This is a genomic window from Nocardioides ungokensis (assembly GCF_013466985.1).
Classification (GTDB): Bacteria; Actinomycetota; Actinomycetes; order Propionibacteriales; family Nocardioidaceae; genus Nocardioides; species Nocardioides ungokensis.
The window spans coordinates 2340488-2358369 of record NZ_CP059164.1; the positions used below are offsets into that span (position 1 = coordinate 2340488).

Here is a 17882-nt window from a genome sequence, read left to right on the forward strand (position 1 = left end):
TCAGAGCGGCGTGACGTACGCGCCGGAGATGCCGCCGTCGACCAGGAAGGTGTTGGCGGTGATGAAGCTGGACTCGTCGGAGGCCAGGAACAGCACGGCGTTCGCCATCTCCTCGGGCTCGGCGAAACGCCCCATCGGGACGTGCACCAGGCGACGTGCGGCCCGCTCGGGGTCCTTGGCGAAGAGCTCCTGGAGCAGCGGCGTGTTCACCGGCCCCGGGCACAGCGCGTTGACGCGCACGCCCTGGCGGGCGAACTGCACCCCGAGCTCGCGCGACATCGACAGCACGCCGCCCTTGGAGGCCGAGTAGGAGATCTGGGAGGTCGCGGCCCCCATCACCGCGACGAACGACGCGGTGTTGATGATCGAGCCCCTGCCCTGCTCCAGCATGTGGGGCAGGGCGGCCTTGCAGCACAGGTAGACGCTGGTCAGGTTGACCTCCTGGACCCGCCGCCAGGCCTCCAGGTCGGTGTCGAGGATCGAGTCGTCCTCGGGCGGGCTGATGCCCGCGTTGTTGAACGCGATGTCGACCGAACCGTAGGTCTCCTTGGCGGTCCGGAAGAGCGCGTCCACCTCGTCCTTGTCGGTGACGTCGACCCTGACGAACGTCGCCAGGTCGGTGCCGCCGAGCTGACCGACCAGCTCGTGGCCGCGCTGCTCGTCGATGTCACCGATCACGACCTTCGCGCCCTCCTCGACGAACCGCTGGACGGTCGCCAGCCCGATGCCCGAGCAGCCGCCGGTGACGACGGCGACCTTGCCCTGGATGCGTCCTGCCATGTGCGTTCCTCCGTCGGTCGAGTGGCGAGCGCCAGCGAGCGTGTCGAGACCTAGTGGGCGATGAAGACGTTCTTCTCCTCGGTGAACGCCATCGGGGCGTCCGGGCCGAGCTCCCGGCCGAGGCCCGACTGCTTGTAGCCGCCGAAAGGCGTCCAGTAGCGCACCGAGGCGTGGGAGTTGACGCTGAGGTTCCCGGCCTCGACGGCACGCGCGACCCGCAGCCCGCGCCCGAGGTCGGCGGTGTAGATCGAGCCCGACAGCCCGTACTCGGTGTCGTTGGCCAGCTCCACGGCGTGGGCCTCGTCGTCGAACGGCATCACGGCGACCACCGGCCCGAAGACCTCCTCCCGCCAGATCCGCGCCGACGGGTCCTCGGTGGTCACCACGCTCGGCGGCACCCAGAAGCCGTCGCCCCCGGGAGTGGTCCCGGCGAACGCCACCTCGACCTCCTCGAGGTAGCCCTGCACCGTGCGCTGCTGGTGGGCGGAGATGAGCGGGCCCATCTCGCTGTCCTCGTCGCTCGGGTCGAGCACCCGCAGGCCGGTGACGGCGGGCTCGAGCCGGGACAGGAACTCGTCGTACGCCGACCGTTCGACGAGGATCCGGGAGCGGGCGCAGCAGTCCTGGCCCGCGTTGTCGAAGACGGCGTACGGCGCGGACGCGGCCGCCGCCGCGATGTCGGCGTCGGCGAAGACGATGTTGGAGCTCTTGCCCCCGAGCTCGAGCGTCACCCGCTTCACCTGCTCGGCGCAGCCGGCCATGATCTGCTTGCCGACCGCGGTGGAGCCGGTGAAGCACACCTTGCGTACCAGCGGGTGGGTGACGAAGCGCTCGCCGACCACCGCGCCGCGGCCGGGAAGCACGGTCAGCACGTGCTCGGGCAGGCCGGCCTCGAGTGCCAGCTCACCGAGCCGGATCGCGGTCAGCGGGGTCAGCTCGGCCGGCTTGAGCACCACCGTGTTGCCCGCGGCGAGCGCCGGGGCGAGGCCCCAGCCCGCGATCGGCATCGGGAAGTTCCACGGCACGATGATGCCGACGACGCCGAGCGGCTCGTGGAAGGTGACGTCGGTGCCGCCGGCGACCGGGATCTGTCGGCCGAAGAGCCGCTCCGGAGCGCCGGCGTAGTAGTTCAGGCAGTCCCGGACGTTGCCCGCCTCCCAGCGCGCGTTGCCCCAGGTGTGCCCGGCGTTGCGCACCTCGAGCTCGGCGAGCTCGTCGACGTGCGCGTCGACGACCGCGGCGAACCGACGCAGCAGGGCGGCCCGCTCGCCGGGGGCCACGGCGCGCCAGGAGGTGAACGCGTCGTGGGCTCGCTCGATGGCGACGTCGGCCTGCTCGAGCGTGGTCAGGGGCACGTCGATGACCGGCCGCGCGGTGGCGGGGTTCAGGACGGTGTGGACGGTGCTCATCACAGCCTCTCGAATCCGCGGCGGAGCTCCCAGTCGGTGACGGCCGCGTTGAACGCCGCGAGCTCCACGTCGGCCATGTTCACGTAGTGGTCGACGACCTCGTCACCCAGGGCTCCCCGGGCGACGTCCGACGTGGCGAACGCCTCGCGTGCGGCCGCCAACGTGGAGGGAACCCGGGGGCGGTCGGAGGTGTAGGCGTTGCCGACCAGCTCGTCGGGCAGCGGGAGGTCGTTCTCGATCCCGTGCAGGCCGCCGGCGAGCATCGCGGCCAGCGCGAGGTAGGGGTTCACGTCCGCACCGGGGATCCGGTTCTCCATCCTGGCCCCGGCCCCCTGGCCGACCAGCCTCACCGCGCAGGTCCGGTTGTCGCTGCCCCAGGCAATCGCGGTCGGGGCGAACGACCCGTCGGCGAACCGCTTGTAGGAGTTGACGTTCGGGGCGTAGAGCAGCGTGAAGTCGGCGGCGGTGGCCAGCACCCCGGCGACGAACCGGTCGTACAGCGTCGTACGCTGCCCGGCCCCGGCGTCCCAGAACACCAGCTCACCGTCCCGGCCGCGCAGCGAGAGGTGGATGTGGCAGGAGCTGCCCTCGCGCTCGTTGAACTTCGCCATGAACGTGATCGCCTTGCCCTGCTGGGCCGCGATCTCCTTCGCCGCGGTCTTGTAGACGGCGTGGTTGTCGGCGGTGGTGAGCGCGTCGGCGTAGAGGAAGCCGATCTCGTGCTGCCCGAAGTTGCACTCGCCCTTGGCGCCCTCGACGTCGAGGCCGGCGTCGTACATGTGGTTGCGGATGCTGCGCAGCAGCGGCTCGGCGCGGGTGGTCCCGAGGATGGAGTAGTCGACGTTGTACTGGTTGACCGGCGGCAGTCCGCGGTAGCCGGCGTCGTGGGCCTGCTCGTAGGTCGTGTCGAAGGCGATGAACTCCAGCTCGGTCCCCGCGAGCGCGGCCCAGCCGTGCTCGGCGGCGCGGTCGAGCTGGCGACGCAGGATCGCGCGCGGGGACTGGACGACGGGGGAATGCTGCGCACCGTGCTCGGCCGGCCACACCAGGTCGCACTGGACCATCGCGGTGGCCGGCAGGTGCGTGAGCAGCCGCACGGTGTCCTCGTCGAGGACGAACTCCATGTCGCCGTAGCCGCGCTCCCACGAGGAGATCGCGTAGCCCCCGACGGTGTTCATGTCGACGTCGACCGCCAACAGGTAGTTGCACCCCTCGGTGCCGTGCCCGACGACGTGGTCGACGAAGTAGTGGCCGTGCAGCCGCTTGCCCTGGAGCCGGCCCTGCATGTCGGTGAAGGCGACCACGACGGTGTCGATCCTGCCCGCCTTGATGAGACCCACGAGGTCGTTCATGCTCAGGTGCCGGTCGTTGCGCAGTGCCATGCGGTCTCCTGGGTGTCGGTCCGGTCGGGGGCGTCAACCCACCAGGCCGCGCAGCAGCGCGGCGGTGTCGTCGCAGTGTTCCTCCATCACGATCCGCGCACGGTCGGCCTTCCCGGTGAGGACGGCCCGCACCAGGGCGGCGTGCTGGCGGTCGGAGTGGGCCATGTTGGCGTCCAGCACCGGGATGGCCAGCAGCATCTCGTGCAGGGTCGACTGGACGGAGGTGACCGACTCGACGACCCGAGGCGAGCCGGTCAGGGTCGCCAGGGTCAGGTGGAAGCGTGAGTCGGCCTGCCGGTGCTGGGCCGGCTTCCGCGCCCTCGCCACGGCCTCGTGGGCGGCCTCGAGCTGACGTCGCTGCGCGTCGCCCAGGCCCGCGCGGGCAGCCAGGTGGGCTGCCCCGGGCTCGACGATCCTGCGGAAGTCGAGCAGGTCGAGCCAGTCCCGCCGGCGCTCCGGCGAGGTCCGCGCCGCGGCCCGGGCCGACGGCGTCCGCGGCTTGAGGGTGACGACGGTGCCGCCGCCGCGGCCCCGTGTCGTCTCGACCAGGCCGGCCTGGCGTAGTGCGGCCATGGCCTCGCGCAGGGTGGCCCGGGAGACGTTCAGCCGGGCCGCCAGCTCGCGCTCGGACGGCAACGCCGACCCGAGCGGGTAGATCCCCAGCCGGATCGTCGTGGCCAGCTGCTCGACACACGCCTCGAACGCGTGGTGGCCGCGCACCGGCCGCAGGACCGCCTCGGTCAGCGTGTGCTCGGGTGAGGCGGTCATGGCGCCATCCTCGGTTCGCGCCAGAGCGGTGTCAATCAGCCCAATGGTCTGAGTTCATACCAATTTTACGTAAGTCGCCCGAAGGGCTCTGGACGCTCGATTCCGCCGGGTCTAGCCTCCGATCAACCGGCTCCGCTCACCCCGAGAAGGTGTCACATGCCCGAAGCACACGAACCGATTCCCGAGCACGAGATCGCGCACCTGACCGAGGACGAGAAGCACCTGGCGAGACTCGGGTACAAGCAGGACCTGAATCGGAGCTGGTCCGGCTTCTCGAACTTCGCGATCTCGTTCTCGATCATCTCGATCCTCGCCGGCTGCTTCACCAACTTCGGCGCCGGCTTCAACAACGGTGGACCGATCTCCATCTCGTGGACGTGGCCGATCCTGGGCCTGCTGATCCTGGTCATCGGGTTCACCATGTCCGAGCTCGTCTCGGCCTACCCGACCTCGGGCGGGATCTACTGGTGGGCGTCCAAGCTCGGTGGCCCCGCGGCCGGCTTCTTCACCGGCTGGCTGAACCTGATCGGCCTGATCGCGGTCACGGCCGGTGTGGCGTACGGCTGCGCCACCTTCATCGACCTGACGATCAGCACCTACTCCGACTCGTACGCCGCGAACTACTCGCTGACGAGGGTCTTCCTCATCTTCGTGGTCGTGCTGGCGCTGGCGTCGGTTCTCAACATCTTCAGCGGCCACCTGATGGCGATCATGAACAACGTCTCGGTGTGGTGGCACGTCGTCGGTGCGACGGCGATCGTGCTCGTCCTGGTCTTCGTCCCCGACCAGCACCAGAGCTTCAGCTACGTGTTCACGGAACGGTTCAACAACTCGGGGTACGGCAACGGGAGCACGACGAGTCTCGGCTTCTGGTTCGCGATCGTCCCCTTCGGCTTCCTGCTGACGCAGTACACGATCACCGGCTTCGACGCGTCCGCCCACCTGTCCGAGGAGACCGCGACGGCGTCAAAGGCGGCCGCGAAGGGGATCTGGCGATCCATCGCGTACTCGGTCCTCGGGGGCTACATCCTGCTGCTCGCGGTCGTCTTCGCCATCCCGGACAACGCCCAGGGCCAGCCGGACAACGCGTTGGCCGGCTCAGGGGTGGCGCCGATCTTCGTCGGTGCACTGGGCAGCAACTGGGCCACCTTCGTGCTCTTCATCTCGGCCTCCGCACAGTTCTACTGCGCCACGTCGTGCATGACGTCGGCATCGCGGATGACCTTCGCGTTCAGCCGCGACGGGGCCATCCCGGGCTCGGGCTACTGGAAGAGGCTGACCGCCGGAAGGGTCCCGGCACATGCCGTGGTCGGGGTCGCCGTCGCCAGTGCCCTGCTCACGCTGCCCGCGCTGATCAAGGTGGACGTCAACGGCACGCCGGTGCCGCTTGCGTTCTACGCCGTGACGTCGATCGCCGTGATCGGGCTCTACCTGGCCTTCGCGATCCCGATCTTCCTGCGATGGCGACACGGAAGCAGGTTCGACGTCGGGACGTGGAACAACGGCTCGAAGTACAAGTGGATGAACCCGCTCGCGGTGGCCGAGATCCTCATTGTCTCGATCTACCTGATGCTGCCCTCGACGCCGGCGGCCAACCCGTTCCGCAGCGAGTTCGAGTGGAAGTTCGTCAACTACGCGCCCATCGTGACGCTGGGGGCGCTCCTCCTGCTGACGATCTGGTGGTTCGCGTCGGCGCGGAAGTGGTTCACCGGACCCAAGCACACCATCGACGAGGCGGTCGTCGAGGCGTTCGGCGACTGAGCCGGAGCCGCCGTGCTCATCCGCTCCGAAGTGGAGGCCCTGCTGGACCGCATCGCGGTCCTGCAGGGCCTTCCGCGCACCGTGCGCGAGCTGCCCGGCGGCCTGACCAACCAGAACCTGCACGTCGCAACCCCCGGCCACGACTACGTGGTGCGGATCTTCCGCGGGGACACGGACCTGCTCGGCATCGACCGCGACGCCGAGCACGACAACACCCGCGCCGCGGCCGCGGCCGGGGTCGGTCCGGGCGTCGTCGACTACCACCCCGACCTCGGCGTGCTCGTCATCGACTACCTCTCCGGCACCACGCTGGACAACGCGTCGTTCGAGGATCACGACGTTCTGGCGCGAGTCGCAGCAGCCTGCCGGCGGCTGCACGAGGGACCGCGGTTCACCGGCGACTTCGACATGTTCCGGCGGCAGGCCGCCTACCTCTCGGTCGTCCGTGAGCGCGGCTACCGGCTCTTCACGGGGTACGCCGACTTCCTCAACGACCTCGAGCTGGTCCGCAAGGCGCTCGCCGTGGGCGCGGGCCCGACCGTCCCGTGCAACAACGACCTGCTCGCGGGCAACTTCGTCGACGACGGCGAGCAGGTGTGGATCATCGACTACGAGTACTCCGGCAACAACGACGCCTGCTTCGAGCTCGGCAACACGGTGACCGAGTGCGACCTCGACGAGAGCCGGACCGAGGCGCTGGTGGCGGCGTACTTCGGGACGCCGACCCGAACCCTGATGGCGCGGGTGAGGCTCCAGTCGGTGGTCTCGGAGTACGGCTGGGCGCTGTGGGGCGCCATCCAGGCCGCGGCCAGCCCCATCGACCACGACTTCCTCGGCTGGGGCCAGCACCGGTTCGACAAGGCCGCGTCTACCTTCCGCTCCAGCGGGTTCGCGCGGCTGCTCCGCGAGGCCACGGGTGCCGACTGAGGTCCCGACCCGGGCCCGGGTGGTCGTCGTGGGCGGTGGGTGGTCGGCACCTCGGTCGCCTACCACCTCACCAGGCTCGGGTGGGACGACGTGCTGCTGCTGGAGCAGGGCTCCTCTCGTGCGGTACGACGTGGCACGCGGCGGGGCTGGTGGGTCCGCTGCGCGCCTCCGAGAGCGGCAACCCGCCTGGTCCAGTACTCCGCGGAGCTCTACGCCTCGCTCGAGGCCGAGACCGGACAGGCGACCGGCTACCGCAACGTCGGCGGGGTCATCGTCGCCCGCACCGAGGACCGGATGGTGCAGCTGCGGCGGACCGCGGCCAACGCCGCGGCGTACGGCATGGACTGCGAGCTGCTCACGCCGGCCGGGCGCTGGACCGCTGGCCGGTGATGGCCGTCGACGACCTGTTGGGGGCGCTGTGGTTGCCCGGCGACGGGAAGGTCAACCCCTCGGACCTCACCATGGCGCTCGCACGCGGGGCCCGGACGAGGGGTGCCCGCATCTGTGAACGAACCCGCGTCACCGCCATCAGCACGGCGGTCGCCCGGTCCGGTCGACGGGTCACCGGGGTCGTCGTCGACACCGGCACCGGCACCGACCAACGGACGATCGAGGCCGACGTGGTGGTGAACTGCGCCGGCCAGTGGGCCAAGGCGCTCGGGGACCAGGTGGGGTGACTGTCCCGCTGCACTCGGCCGAGCACTTCTACGTGGTGACCGAGCCGATCGAGGGCGTCCGTCCGGACCTGCCGATCATGCGCGACCCAGACGGCTGGACCTACTTCAAGGAGGAGGTCGGGGGACTGGTGGTCGGAGGCTTCGAGCCCGAGGCGAAGCCGTGGCGGTCACCGGACACGATCCCGTACCCGTTCGAGTTCCAGCTCCTCGAGGAGGACTGGGAGCACTTCTCGGTGCTGATGGACGAGGCCGTGCGCCGGGTCCCGGTGCTGGCCGAGACAGGAGTGCGCAAGTTCTACAACGGTCCGGAGTCCTTCACCCCCGACAACCAGTTCCTGCTGGGAGAGGCTCCGGGGCTGCGCGGCTTCTTCTTGTGCGCCGGCTTCAACTCGGTCGGGATCGCCTCGGCGGGCGGGGCCGGCCGGGCCCTCGCGGAGTGGATCGTGGCGGGGGAGCCGACGTCCGACCTGGTGGGCATGGACGTGCGACGCTTCGCGCCCTTCAACGCCAACATCCGCTGGCTGCGCTCCCGGGTCGCGGAGGTCCTCGGGCTCCACTACGCGGTGCCCTGGCCCAACCGGGAGCTGGAGACGGCGCGGCCGTTCCGCTGCTCGCCGCTGCACGACCGGCTTGCCGCGGCCGGCGCAGTCTTCGGGTCCCGGATGGGCTGGGAGCGGCCCAACGTCTTCGCGCCCTCGCCCGCACAGGCACGGCTCGACTACACGTGGGGCAAGCCCGACTGGCTGCCCTGGTCGGCGGCCGAGCAGCGCGCCACCCGCACGGACGTGGCGACGTTCGACCAGACGTCGTTCTCCAAGTTCTCCGTGGCCGGTCCCGGTGCGCTCGGCTGGCTCCAGTGGGTCTGCGCGAACGACGTCGACGTCCCGGTCGGGGAGGTGGTCTACACGCCGCTGCTCAACCGCCGGGGCACCTACGAGGCCGACCTCACCGTCACACGGACCGGCCCGGAGGAGTTCCTGCTCGTCTCCAGCTCGGCGAGCACCGTGCGCGACCTCGACTGGCTCGAGCGACACCGGCCGGACGGGTGTGCGGCCACGGTCCACGACGTGACGACGGCGTACGCCGTGCTGGGGGTGATGGGCCCGCGGTCCCGGGAGCTGCTCGCGCCCCTGACCGACGCCGACCTGGGCGACGAAGCCTTCCCGTTCGCGACGTCGCGGGTGATCGGGCTCGGGCCCGCGACGGTGCGCGCCACGAGGATGACCTACGTCGGCGAGCTGGGCTGGGAGCTGCTGGTGCCGGTCGAGCTGGCGACCGGTGTCCACGACCTCCTGCGCGCCGGAGGAGCGGCCAACGCCGGCTACTACACGATCGAGTCCCTGCGGCTGGAGAAGGGCTACCGCGCGTTCGGTCGCGAGCTCACCCCCGACGTGACACCGGCCGAGGCCGGGCTGGTGTTCGCCACGGCCCTCGGTGGCGCCAAGGACTTCCTCGGCCGTGAGGCACTGCTGGCCCACCGCGCCCGGCTGCGCGGACCCGGCGGACGCCGGCGCCTGGTGTCGTTCGTCGTCGCCGACCCGGACCCGATGCTGTGGGGCGGTGAGCTGGTGCTGCACCGGGGCCACCCCGTCGGGCAGGTCACGAGTGCCGCGTGGGGTGAGACCGTCGGGGCCGGCGTGGGTCTGGCCCTCCTCCGACGCGACGAACCGGTCACCTCCGACTGGCTGGAGGCCGGGGGCTTCCAGGTCGACGTCGGCGGTGACCGGTTCGCGGTGCGCTGCTCCCTGCGCGCGCCACTGAGCCCGTCGGTGCTCAGCGCGTCAGGGACGGGTCACTCGGCGTCCGAGCCCGGCAGCGCCGCACCCGGCACCTCACCCGGGAGGTAGATCTTCTGGTCGCCGGGGTACGGAAGGTCCCAGTGGTGGGCGTCGTACCACGTGTAGCGGTTCATCTGCTCCGGGTTGGCGAAGTCCGGCTGTGCGTGACCGCCGGTCAGGTGCTGCTTCTTCGCCCACTTCTGCCACGCCGCCGCGTAGGACACGTACCTGGCCGGCACGGGTGCCGCCTTGGCCGCCGGGCCGCCGTTGGCCGGGGTGTCGGCACCACAGGAGGGCGGGGTGGCGATGTTCTCCGTCAGCGGGATGCGGTTGGCCTTCGCGGTGTACGGCGTGTCGTCCGGCGTGGACCGGAACGCGTCGAACATCGGCGTGGCCGCGGCGACCTTCTGGTTGAGCGGCTCCGCACCGAGAATCTGCTCGATCGTGCGCACCATCGAGATCTGCGAGTAGTAGGTCGAGACGGTCTTGCCGTGCGCGGCCCAGGGGCTGATGACCTGGATCGGGGCCCGGTGGCCGTCGACGTGGTCGACGCCGTTCTGGCTGTCGTCCTCGACCACGAAGATCGCGGAGCTCTTCCAGTAGGGGCTGTGCGAGATCGTCTGGACGACCTTGCCGACCGCGAGGTCGCTGCCGGCGACCTCCGCACGCGCGGACACCGGACCACCGGTGTGGTCGTCGGAGAGCCAGAGCATGTTGAAGTCGGCGGGGCCGTCCTTCGCGAACTCCTGCTTCCAGATCTCGTACCGGTACAGGTCCGGGATCGAGAGGTCGAACGGCGGCGAGAGCGGGTTGCTGATCTCGTTGAGCGACGGGATCACCGAGCCGTAGTTGCCCTTGAGCTCCGGTGAGGTCAGCTGGGCGGGGTCGCCGCCGTCCTCGACGCTCTTGACGGCGCAGTAGTACTGCTGCCATGTGCCGGACGGCTTGCCCTCGGTGTACTCGAACTCGCCGTAGTTCCGGGCGCTCCTGCCGGCCTGCTCGACCGCCGACCAGAGGAAGCCCGAGCGCTGGTGGCCGAGCACGTCCTCCTCGGTGTCATAGGAGCGCGCGTACTCACCGGCGCTCGACTCGGTGTACTCCGGGTTGTCGCCCTGCATGAGCCAGTTGTGGCCCTCGGCCGAGTTGGTGCCCACGTCGTAGGTGTTGTCGTAGAGCCCGAACTGGCGGGCCAGTGCGTGCCCGTTGGGGGTGACCTGCTGGCCGAACTGGGCCAGCGACGGGTCGCCGTTGCCCTCGGGCATGTCGCCGAGGACCTGGTCGTAGGTCCGGTTCTCCTTCACGATCATGAAGACGTGCTTGATGGTCGAGGGGTCGCCGATCCGCTTCGGGACCGGCACCGCCTTCGCCCGGCTTCCGGTGGCGTGCTTGACGTCGGTGTCCGCGTCGCCCCAGCCGTTCTGGGCGAAGACCGTCGGGGTCAGGGTTCTCCTGATCTGGCTGTCGCTCGGGAGGCTGAAGCGGGTCAGCGAGGCCGTGGTGCCGTGCGTGCCGTGACCCGTCGCCGGCGTGGTGCCGTAGCCCTGGTTCGAGGTCACGAGGGGGCCCCGGGCATCGATGCCGCGCCGGTTGGCCACGACGAGCCGGTCGCCGACGGGGAAGACGTCCTCGGGGTAGTAGTCGGTCGGGACGAGGCCGACGTAGCTGACCGGGTCCAGGGCGTTCTCGCCGAGCTTGTACACCGCGATCGCGTTGGCGCGACCGAGGCTGACGAGGAGGCGGCCGTCGTGGACCGTGACGGCGTCGGGCTCGTAGCCGACCTTCGAGCCCTGCCACGGCTGGGTCGCGATCGTCTGGACGACCTGGTCGGTGGCGGTGTCGACCACCGAGACGGTGTCGTCGTTGGTGTTGGCCACGTAGAGGACGTCGTCCCCGGCGTACATGGCCGTCGGGTGCAGACCCACCTTGATCTGGCCCACGGGTGCGGAGGGTGTCGAGGTGTCGATGGTGCTGAGGACACCGGTGGTCGAGGTGCCGCGGACCGGGTCGGCGGGAACGTCGGTGCCGTAGGAGTCCTGGGTGGGCTCACCCGGGACGGCTCGCCGGCCACCCTCGTCGCTGACGTAGAGCTTCGTCCCGACGAACTTCAGCTGGCGGGGGGCAATGCCGACGTCCCAGGTGTGCGTGACGGTGCCGGCGGTCGGGTCGATCGCGACGACGCTGTTCTGGCCGTTGACGGCGGCGTACAGCGTCGATCCGTCGGGCGAGTAGGCAAGGCCGGCGGTCAGCGCCTGCCGGCCGTCGACCGTGGGGATCGAGACCCTGGTTCCGGACCCCAGGGTGCCGTCGGCGTTGACGGGGAACCGGGTGAGGCCGGTCGCGTTGGGCATCCACAGGAACTTGCCGTCGGGGCTGTAGACCGGGCCCTCCTGGCCGACGGTGTTGTCGGACAGCCGCGCGTCGACGCCGGAGGCGGTGCCACCCCGCCAGATCAGCTTGTAGGTGGACAGGTCGAAGATCTGCAGCGAGACCGACCGGTCGTTCGAGGTCGCGGCCAGGAAGCGGCCGTCGGGGCTGACGGTGGAGCCCATGAACTTGCCGTACGGCGTCGTCAGCCGCTCACCGAGCGGCTTGAGGACCTGGTCGGACGAGATCTGCAGGCCGTCGGAGTACTCGTCGCCGACCTGGTGAGAGCCGAAGCCGACCGTCGTGCCGTAGGCGACACCACCGGTGACGACCAGGGCCAGCCCTGCGGCGAGGACGCCGATCGGGGTGCGGGCGAGGCGGCGACGAGCCGGACTCACCACGCGGTTGCGGGTCACATTCATCAGGAACCTTTCGTTTCGTTGTCGAGCAGGTCGACGACTCCGTCGAACTGCCACAGCGGGTTCGGGGCGTCGCCCGTGGGGGTGTTGATCCGGAAGAACCCGTTGACCTCCTTCGGCCCGTCGCCGTCGGCGACGTACCGTCCGTCCGCGGCCACCTCGAGCTGGTAGATCGCGGTGCCCGTCGCGGTCGCGCCGGGCAGGGTCCAGGTGACGACGCAGCGCCAGTCGGCACCCGGACCCGTGTCATCCACCAGGTCCCCGCCCTTGTCGCACCGGGCCCTGGTGTGCAGCTGCTCCTCGGTGACCGCAGGGCGGTGGAGCTCGTCGGTCTGCAGCACGTAGAGGTGGGCGAAGGAGGTCGCCAGGGCCGCCTCGAGCTCGGGTCGCTCGATGCCGGTGCCGGTGGCGCCCGTGCCCACACCCACGCCGACCGTGGTCACCGCGACCAGGCCGACCAGGGGTGCCAGGCCGGCGACGACGAAGCGGTGGCCCGAGCCGTCGTGGGCGAGGTTGGTGAAGTCGCGTCGCACGAAGAGGCGGTAGGCCAGGAGGGTCGCGAGTGCGGTCCAGGCCAGGCTCACGGCGAGTCCGATCCACAGCGGTCCGAGCTGACCCGGCGTCGTGAGGAGACCGCGGTAGGTGGTGAACGCGTGCACCGGCAGGACGACCCGGAGCGCGACCGGCACCGGCATCAGCTGCACCCCTTCGAGCAGGAGCGCGAGCACGACCGGCATGAGCAGCCCCAGCGGGGACCGCCCCAGCGCGACCGATCCGAGGAGCCCGATCGCGGAGAACGCCAGCGTGGGTGGGACGACGCTCGCCCACGCCAGCAGGACCTTCACGGTGAGCTCACCGGTGCCCATGACGTGCCCGTCGAGGCCGGGCAGCGGGTGGCTGCCGATCGAGACGAGCCCGCCGGCTGTCGACGACACGGCGAGGGCTGCGAGCAGCGCGAGGGTCACGGTGAGCGCGGCGAGCGCCTTCGACAGGAAGATCCTGCGCGGCGAACGCACGGCGACGAGCAGCTGGCGCCAGGTGCCGGTCCGGTCCTCGACGGCGAAGACGTCGCCGGCCACGAGGCAGGTGAGCAGGGGGAGCACGATCGTGCCCACGAACACGAGGACCACCAGGGATCCCGCCCAACCGGACTGGTTCATCCAGCGGCCGTAGAGGGCATCGGCAGGGAGCGAGGACTGCCGGCTGATCACCGCGGTGTACACAGCGGGCGCGACCAGGCAGGCCAGGAGCACCAGCCGGAGGCGCCACTGCGAGGCCAGCTTGACCAGCTCGAAGCGGTAGCTGCGGCGCAGGGCCACCGGGCGCACCGGGGGCGGCACCTCGAGCTGGATCGCGGTCATCGAGCGGACTCCCCGTCCGGGGTGACGCCGTCGTCGGCGCCGGTCAGGGCGAGGAAGGCCGACTCGAGCAGGGGCACGACCGGCCCGAGCTCACGGATCGCGATCCCGGCGGCGACGAGTCGGACCACCAGCTCGTCGAGGGCCGTTTGGGGCCCGCGCACGACGAGCGCGTCGTCGTCGGCCCGGGACAGCGACCCGCCACCGGCCACCCGGCTCAGCGACGGCGTGCCGTCGGCCACCTCGCGGGCGCCCTCCGGGTCGGAGGTGACCAGCCGGTGGTCGAGGTCGCCGCTCTCGGCGGCCAGCTTGCGCACGGGTCCCGAGAAGACGACCCGGCCGGTGGCGAGCAGGGTGACCTCGTCGCACAGCGCGGCCAGGTCGTCCATCCGGTGGCTCGAGAGGATCACCGTGGCGCCCGCCTCGGCCAGGTCGGTCAGGACCCGGTGCACCTGCCGCTTGCCCGCGGGGTCGAGGCCGTTGGCCGGCTCGTCCAGCACCAGCAGCCGCGGCTCCCAGAGCAGGGCGGCGGCCAGTCCGAGACGCTGCCGCATCCCCAGGGAGAAGCCGCGCACGGGCTCCCCGGCCACCTCGCGGAGCCCGACTCGGTCGAGCAGCTCGTCGACGTGGGCGGCACGCCCGCTCGTCGTGCCCCGGAGGGAGGCGAGAGCCGCGAGGTTCTGGCGCGCCGTGAGGGTGGGGTAGAGACCGGGGCCCTCGACGAATCCCGCGACACTCCCCGGAACGCCGAGCACACGACCCACGGGCATCCCGAGGATCTCCAGCGTGCCGCCGTCGGCCACGGCCAGCCCGAGCAGGAGGCCCAGCAGCGTGGTCTTGCCGGCGCCGTTGGGCCCGACGAGACCGTGGATCTGCCCGGCCGGTACGTCGAGGTCGACGCCGTCGAGAGCGACGACGTCGCCGAACGTCTTGCTGACACCGCGCGCCCGAATCGCAGCGGTCGATTGCATGGGTCCTCCGTCCGGCGGTGAAGCCGTCGCCCTCGACAACCTTTCCGAACGAGGAAGCTAGGGGCCGCGGATGACCTGACTGGCTCGGTTGGCCGAACGGCCGGCGAACGGAACCCAGCAGCCGGGGTGTGCGCGCGGGCACACTGGGATGGGGGCGCGAGCCGAGAGGGAGCGGGACATGTGGGCACAGCTGAGCAGCGTCCGCGTCACGGACGGAGGCGCCGAGGTCGTGGGCAGGGCCATGGAACACCTGCGGACCTTCGAGCAGCCGGACTCGGGGCTGCTCCGGACGATCGTCATGCAGGACCAGAAGGATCCCTTGCACCTGTTCGTGCTGGTCGTCTTCGAGAGCGAGGAGAAGGCGCGCGCCCGCGAGGTGGATCCTCGGCGGCAGGAGGGCGTCCAGGCGCTGCGCGACAGCCTGGCCGGAGTCCTCGACGCGGCGCCCGAGTACACCGACCTCGACGTGCTCGCCGAGCTCGTGCCGTAGGCGCGGTCTCACCCCATCGAGCCCACGGCAGGTGGTCGCCCTCGAGTCCTTCCCGGAGGGCACGAAGGGCCCGGGCAGCCTGCCCGAGCCCTTCACCGTGCGTGGTCAGGCGGGGCTCAGCCCGCGTGGGTGTCGGACTCCACGACCGGGTCGCCGGCGTCGGCCTTCGCCGCCTCCGGTTGGCCGCCGGGAGCGTCGCCCTCGTTCTTCTCCCGGACCAGCTCCTCGATCCGCTTGCCGCACTCGGCGTCGACCCGGTGCCAGTACTGGAACGCGCGCTCGAGGACGTCACCCTCGACCCCGCCGAGAAGGTGGCCGGCGACGGTCTGGACGAACTGCTCGCGCTGCTCGTCACCCCAGACCTCGCGCACCAGCGTGCCGGCCTGAGAGAAGTCGTCATCGTCAGCGCGCAGCGTGTAGGCCTGCCGGACCATGGCGCCGTCGGCCTCCCAGCCGTCCGCGACCTCGCCGACCTCGTCGGCGTAGCCGCGCCCGAACGAGTTGGGCGCGTAGACCGGGTCGTCCGAGCGGTGCTCGAAGGCCATCGGCCCGTCCTGGGTGTAGGTGTTGATCTCCACCTTGGGCCGGTTCACCGGCAGCTGCAGGTAGTTCGGGCCGATCCGGTAGCGGTGCGTGTCGGAGTAGGCGAAGGCCCGCCCGAGCAGCATCTTGTCGGGGGAGAACCCGATGCCCGGCACCACCGCGCTCGGTTCGAACGCCGCCTGCTCGATCTGGGCGAAGAAGTTCTCCGGGTTGCGGTTCAGCGTCATCGTGCCGACCTTGATCAGCGGGTAGTCGCTGTGCGGCCAGACCTTCGTCAGGTCGAACGGGTTGATCCGGTAGGTCTTGGCGTCCTCGTAGGGCATCGCCTGGATCGACAGCGTCCAGCTGGGGAACTCCTGCCGGGCGATGGCGTTGTAGAGGTCGCGACGGTGGAAGTCGGCGTCCTCGCCGGCGATCCGCGTGGCGTCGGCGTCGGTGAGGCCCTCCACGCCCTGGTCGCTGTGGAAGTGGTACTTGACCCAGTGCTTCTCGCCGGCCTCGTTGATCCACAGGTAGGTGTGCGAGCCGTAGCCGTTCATGTGCCGGAAGGTCTTCGGGATGCCGCGGTCACCCATCAGGTAGGTCACCTGGTGGGCCGACTCCGGGTTGAGGCTCCAGAAGTCCCACTGCATGTTGTTGTCGCGCAGGCCCGAGCCGCCACGACGCTTCTGGCTGCGGATGAAGTGCGGGAACTTCATCGTGTCGCGGATGAAGAACACCGGGGTGTTGTTGCCGACCAGGTCGTAGTTGCCCTCGGTCGTGTAGAACTTCAGCGCGAACCCGCGCGGGTCGCGCCAGGTGTCGGGGGAGCCCTGCTCGCCGGCCACGGTGGAGAACCGCGCCAGCATCTCGGTCTTCACGCCGGGCTGGAACAGCGCGGCCCTGGTGTAGGCCGACACGTCCTCGGTGGTCTCGAACTCACCGAACGCACCCGATCCCTTGGCGTGCACATTGCGCTCCGGGATGCGCTCGCGGTTGAAGTGCGCCATCTGGTTCAGGAAGTGCACGTCGTGGAGCAGGATCGGCCCGTCCGGGCCGAGCGTGAGGGTGTTGCGGTCGCTCGGGGCGGGAGCCCCGTTGTCGGTCGTCGATCCCAGCTGCGCCTCCTGCGACGGGGCGGTGGCGATCGAGGTTCCGTCGGTCGGCTGCGGCAGGTCAGGCATCGTCTCTCCTTGCGATGGGATGGATGGTGCTCAAGATGCTCGTGCCCCGGCAGGCGGCACACATGCCCCGCGGGGTGCTCGACCTTGCCGACTTCTCTGGAGCCAGTCAAGAAAACGCCGGGCGGCGAGGGGAAAGGCCGGGGTCTACCTGGAGTACAGGTCCCGGATCACGTCCTCGATGTCCGGCTCGTGGATCGACAGGTCCGCCACGTCGTACGCCGCCGCGACGGCCGCCACCACGGGGGCAGCGCTGGCGTCGGTGGGGAAGGAGAGCCACTGGCGAGGGCCCTCGACGCGTCGGGTGATCGCCCCCGGGACCCGGATGGGCGGCGCCTCGTCGGCGAGGTCGACGACCAGCGTCCGGGTCGAGCCGCCCTGCTTGTGCAGGTCGGCCAGGTCTCCGTCGAAGACCGCGGTCCCGCGGTCGATGACGATCACGCGCCGGCAGAGCGCCTCGATGTCCTGGAGGTCGTGGGTGGTCAGCAGCAGGGTGGTGCCGCGGGTGGCGTTCAGGCTGCGCAGGAACTCCCGGAGGCGCCCCTTGCTGACGACGTCGAGCCCGATGGTCGGCTCGTCGAGGTAGAGGATCTCGGGATCGTGCAGCAGGGCGGCCGCGATGTCACCACGCATCCGCTGGCCGAGGCTGAGCTGGCGGACCGGGGTGTCCAGCAGGTCGCCGAGCGAGAGCAGCTCGACGTACTCCTCCAGGTTGCGCCGGAAGCGCTCCGGCGGATCCGGTAGATCTTCTGGAGCAGCTCGAAGGAGTCGCGCAGCGGCAGGTCCCACCACAGGGTGGTGCGCTGGCCGAAGACGACGCCGATCCGTCGGGCCAGCTCGGTACGACGCCGGCTGGGCTCCAGCCCGGCGACCCGGAGACGGCCACCGGTGGGCACGAGGATGCCGGTCAGCATCTTGATCGTGGTCGACTTGCCGGCGCCGTTGGGGCCGATGTAGCCGATCATCTCCCCGGCCTCCACCGCGAAGCTGAGGTCGCGCACCGCGACCACCTGGCTGCGCTGCCGGGCGAGTCGGCCGGTCCTGCGACGGACCTCGAAGGTGCGCTCGAGGTCCTGGACGTCGATGAGCGGCATG

Annotated in this window: 15 protein-coding genes and 1 pseudogene; 6 read left to right on the forward strand and 10 right to left on the reverse strand. The window is 70.6% G+C overall.

Translation table 11 applies throughout. From position 1 onward, the window contains the following. Genes H0S67_RS11500 through H0S67_RS11515 form a run of 4 tightly spaced genes read right to left on the reverse strand, consistent with a single transcriptional unit; the run spans window position 1 to window position 4339 of the window. Window positions 1-780 (reverse strand): 3-oxoacyl-ACP reductase, encoded by a 780-nt coding sequence (locus tag H0S67_RS11500; RefSeq protein ID WP_180933181.1) that lies wholly within the window; start codon window positions 778-780, stop codon window positions 1-3. A gap of 50 nt (window positions 781-830) precedes the next feature. Next, complete coding sequence (locus tag H0S67_RS11505) at window positions 831-2189, reverse strand: aldehyde dehydrogenase family protein (protein ID WP_180933182.1); 1359 nt, start codon at window positions 2187-2189, stop codon at window positions 831-833. After that, window positions 2189-3571 carry a glutamine synthetase family protein gene (locus H0S67_RS11510; protein ID WP_180933183.1) on the reverse strand — a complete coding sequence of 461 codons (1383 nt, stop codon included), beginning with the start codon at window positions 3569-3571 and terminating at the stop codon, window positions 2189-2191. The genes H0S67_RS11505 and H0S67_RS11510 overlap by 1 nt, the downstream gene beginning before the upstream one ends. 33 nt (window positions 3572-3604) lie before the next feature. After that, window positions 3605-4339: a FadR/GntR family transcriptional regulator gene (locus tag H0S67_RS11515; protein ID WP_180933184.1), complete on the reverse strand. Its 735-nt coding sequence runs from the start codon at window positions 4337-4339 to the stop codon at window positions 3605-3607. Between the two features lie 156 nt (window positions 4340-4495). Between H0S67_RS11515 and H0S67_RS11520 the strand changes: the two genes are divergently transcribed. The 5 genes from H0S67_RS11520 to H0S67_RS11530 are packed head-to-tail and all read left to right on the forward strand — an operon-like array spanning window position 4496 to window position 9551. Then, a complete protein-coding gene (locus tag H0S67_RS11520; RefSeq protein ID WP_180933185.1) occupies window positions 4496-6100 on the forward strand; it encodes an amino acid permease in 1605 nt (534 codons plus the stop codon). Window positions 6101-6112: 12 nt separating this feature from the next. Then, a complete protein-coding gene (locus H0S67_RS11525; protein ID WP_180933186.1) occupies window positions 6113-7027 on the forward strand; it encodes a choline/ethanolamine kinase family protein in 915 nt (304 codons plus the stop codon). A gap of 39 nt (window positions 7028-7066) precedes the next feature. Further along, window positions 7067-7417: an FAD-dependent oxidoreductase gene (locus H0S67_RS23595; RefSeq protein WP_219635229.1), complete on the forward strand. Its 351-nt coding sequence runs from the start codon at window positions 7067-7069 to the stop codon at window positions 7415-7417. Continuing rightward, the gene (locus H0S67_RS23600) at window positions 7414-7704 is read left to right on the forward strand and encodes an NAD(P)/FAD-dependent oxidoreductase (protein ID WP_219635230.1); all 291 of its coding nucleotides are present in this window, start codon (window positions 7414-7416) and stop codon (window positions 7702-7704) included. The genes H0S67_RS23595 and H0S67_RS23600 overlap by 4 nt, the downstream gene beginning before the upstream one ends. Continuing rightward, on the forward strand, window positions 7701-9551 hold the full coding sequence (locus tag H0S67_RS11530; RefSeq protein WP_219635231.1) for a GcvT family protein: 1851 nt from the start codon (window positions 7701-7703) through the stop codon (window positions 9549-9551). Before H0S67_RS23600 ends, H0S67_RS11530 begins: the two co-directional genes overlap by 4 nt. Here H0S67_RS11530 and H0S67_RS11535 read toward each other — a convergent pair. From H0S67_RS11535 to H0S67_RS11545, 3 genes are read right to left on the reverse strand one after another with little or no spacing between them, the layout of a single operon-like run. Further along, window positions 9497-12268, reverse strand: coding sequence for an alkaline phosphatase family protein (locus H0S67_RS11535; protein WP_180933187.1), 2772 nt, complete (start codon window positions 12266-12268; stop codon window positions 9497-9499). The two genes, H0S67_RS11530 and H0S67_RS11535, sit on opposite strands and share 55 nt — an antisense overlap. Continuing rightward, entirely contained in the window at window positions 12268-13626 is a 1359-nt protein-coding gene (locus tag H0S67_RS11540) for an ABC transporter permease (protein WP_180933188.1), read from the reverse strand. Before H0S67_RS11540 ends, H0S67_RS11535 begins: the two co-directional genes overlap by 1 nt. Beyond that, window positions 13623-14594 (reverse strand): ABC transporter ATP-binding protein, encoded by a 972-nt coding sequence (locus H0S67_RS11545; protein ID WP_180933189.1) that lies wholly within the window; start codon window positions 14592-14594, stop codon window positions 13623-13625. The genes H0S67_RS11540 and H0S67_RS11545 overlap by 4 nt, the downstream gene beginning before the upstream one ends. 178 nt (window positions 14595-14772) lie before the next feature. On the opposite strand from H0S67_RS11545, the gene H0S67_RS11550 reads away from it, so the two are divergent. Next, window positions 14773-15084, forward strand: a complete 312-nt coding sequence (locus tag H0S67_RS11550) for a hypothetical protein (RefSeq protein WP_180933190.1) — start codon at window positions 14773-14775, stop codon at window positions 15082-15084. A 116-nt stretch (window positions 15085-15200) separates the two neighbouring features. Here the strand turns inward: H0S67_RS11550 and H0S67_RS11555 are convergent, their stop codons facing one another. The 3 genes and pseudogenes from H0S67_RS11555 to H0S67_RS27320 all read right to left on the reverse strand — a co-directional run. Continuing rightward, a complete protein-coding gene (locus H0S67_RS11555) occupies window positions 15201-16790 on the reverse strand; it encodes a catalase (RefSeq protein ID WP_180933191.1) in 1590 nt (529 codons plus the stop codon). A 144-nt stretch (window positions 16791-16934) separates the two neighbouring features. Further along, entirely contained in the window at window positions 16935-17576 is a 642-nt protein-coding gene (locus H0S67_RS11560; RefSeq protein WP_246354670.1) for an AAA family ATPase, read from the reverse strand. 35 nt (window positions 17577-17611) lie between these two features. After that, window positions 17612-17881 (reverse strand): annotated as a pseudogene (locus tag H0S67_RS27320) (ATP-binding cassette domain-containing protein); the annotation flags it as partial. Window position 17882: the final 1 nt, after the last annotated feature.

Bases quoted from the DNA above. Each gene is read 5' to 3' on its own strand.
- H0S67_RS11500 (WP_180933181.1), bottom strand. From the start codon at position 780: ATGGCAGGACGCATCCAGGGCAAGGTCGCCGTCGTCACCGGCGGCTGC.
- H0S67_RS11505 (WP_180933182.1), bottom strand. From the start codon at position 2,189: ATGAGCACCGTCCACACCGTCCTGAACCCCGCCACCGCGCGGCCGGTC.
- H0S67_RS11510 (WP_180933183.1), bottom strand. From the start codon at position 3,571: ATGGCACTGCGCAACGACCGGCACCTGAGCATGAACGACCTCGTGGGT.
- H0S67_RS11515 (WP_180933184.1), bottom strand. From the start codon at position 4,339: ATGACCGCCTCACCCGAGCACACGCTGACCGAGGCGGTCCTGCGGCCG.
- H0S67_RS11520 (WP_180933185.1), top strand. From the start codon at position 4,496: ATGCCCGAAGCACACGAACCGATTCCCGAGCACGAGATCGCGCACCTG.
- H0S67_RS11535 (WP_180933187.1), bottom strand. From the start codon at position 12,268: ATGAATGTGACCCGCAACCGCGTGGTGAGTCCGGCTCGTCGCCGCCTC.
- H0S67_RS11540 (WP_180933188.1), bottom strand. From the start codon at position 13,626: ATGACCGCGATCCAGCTCGAGGTGCCGCCCCCGGTGCGCCCGGTGGCC.
- H0S67_RS11545 (WP_180933189.1), bottom strand. From the start codon at position 14,594: ATGCAATCGACCGCTGCGATTCGGGCGCGCGGTGTCAGCAAGACGTTC.
- H0S67_RS11550 (WP_180933190.1), top strand. From the start codon at position 14,773: ATGTGGGCACAGCTGAGCAGCGTCCGCGTCACGGACGGAGGCGCCGAG.
- H0S67_RS11555 (WP_180933191.1), bottom strand. From the start codon at position 16,790: ATGCCTGACCTGCCGCAGCCGACCGACGGAACCTCGATCGCCACCGCC.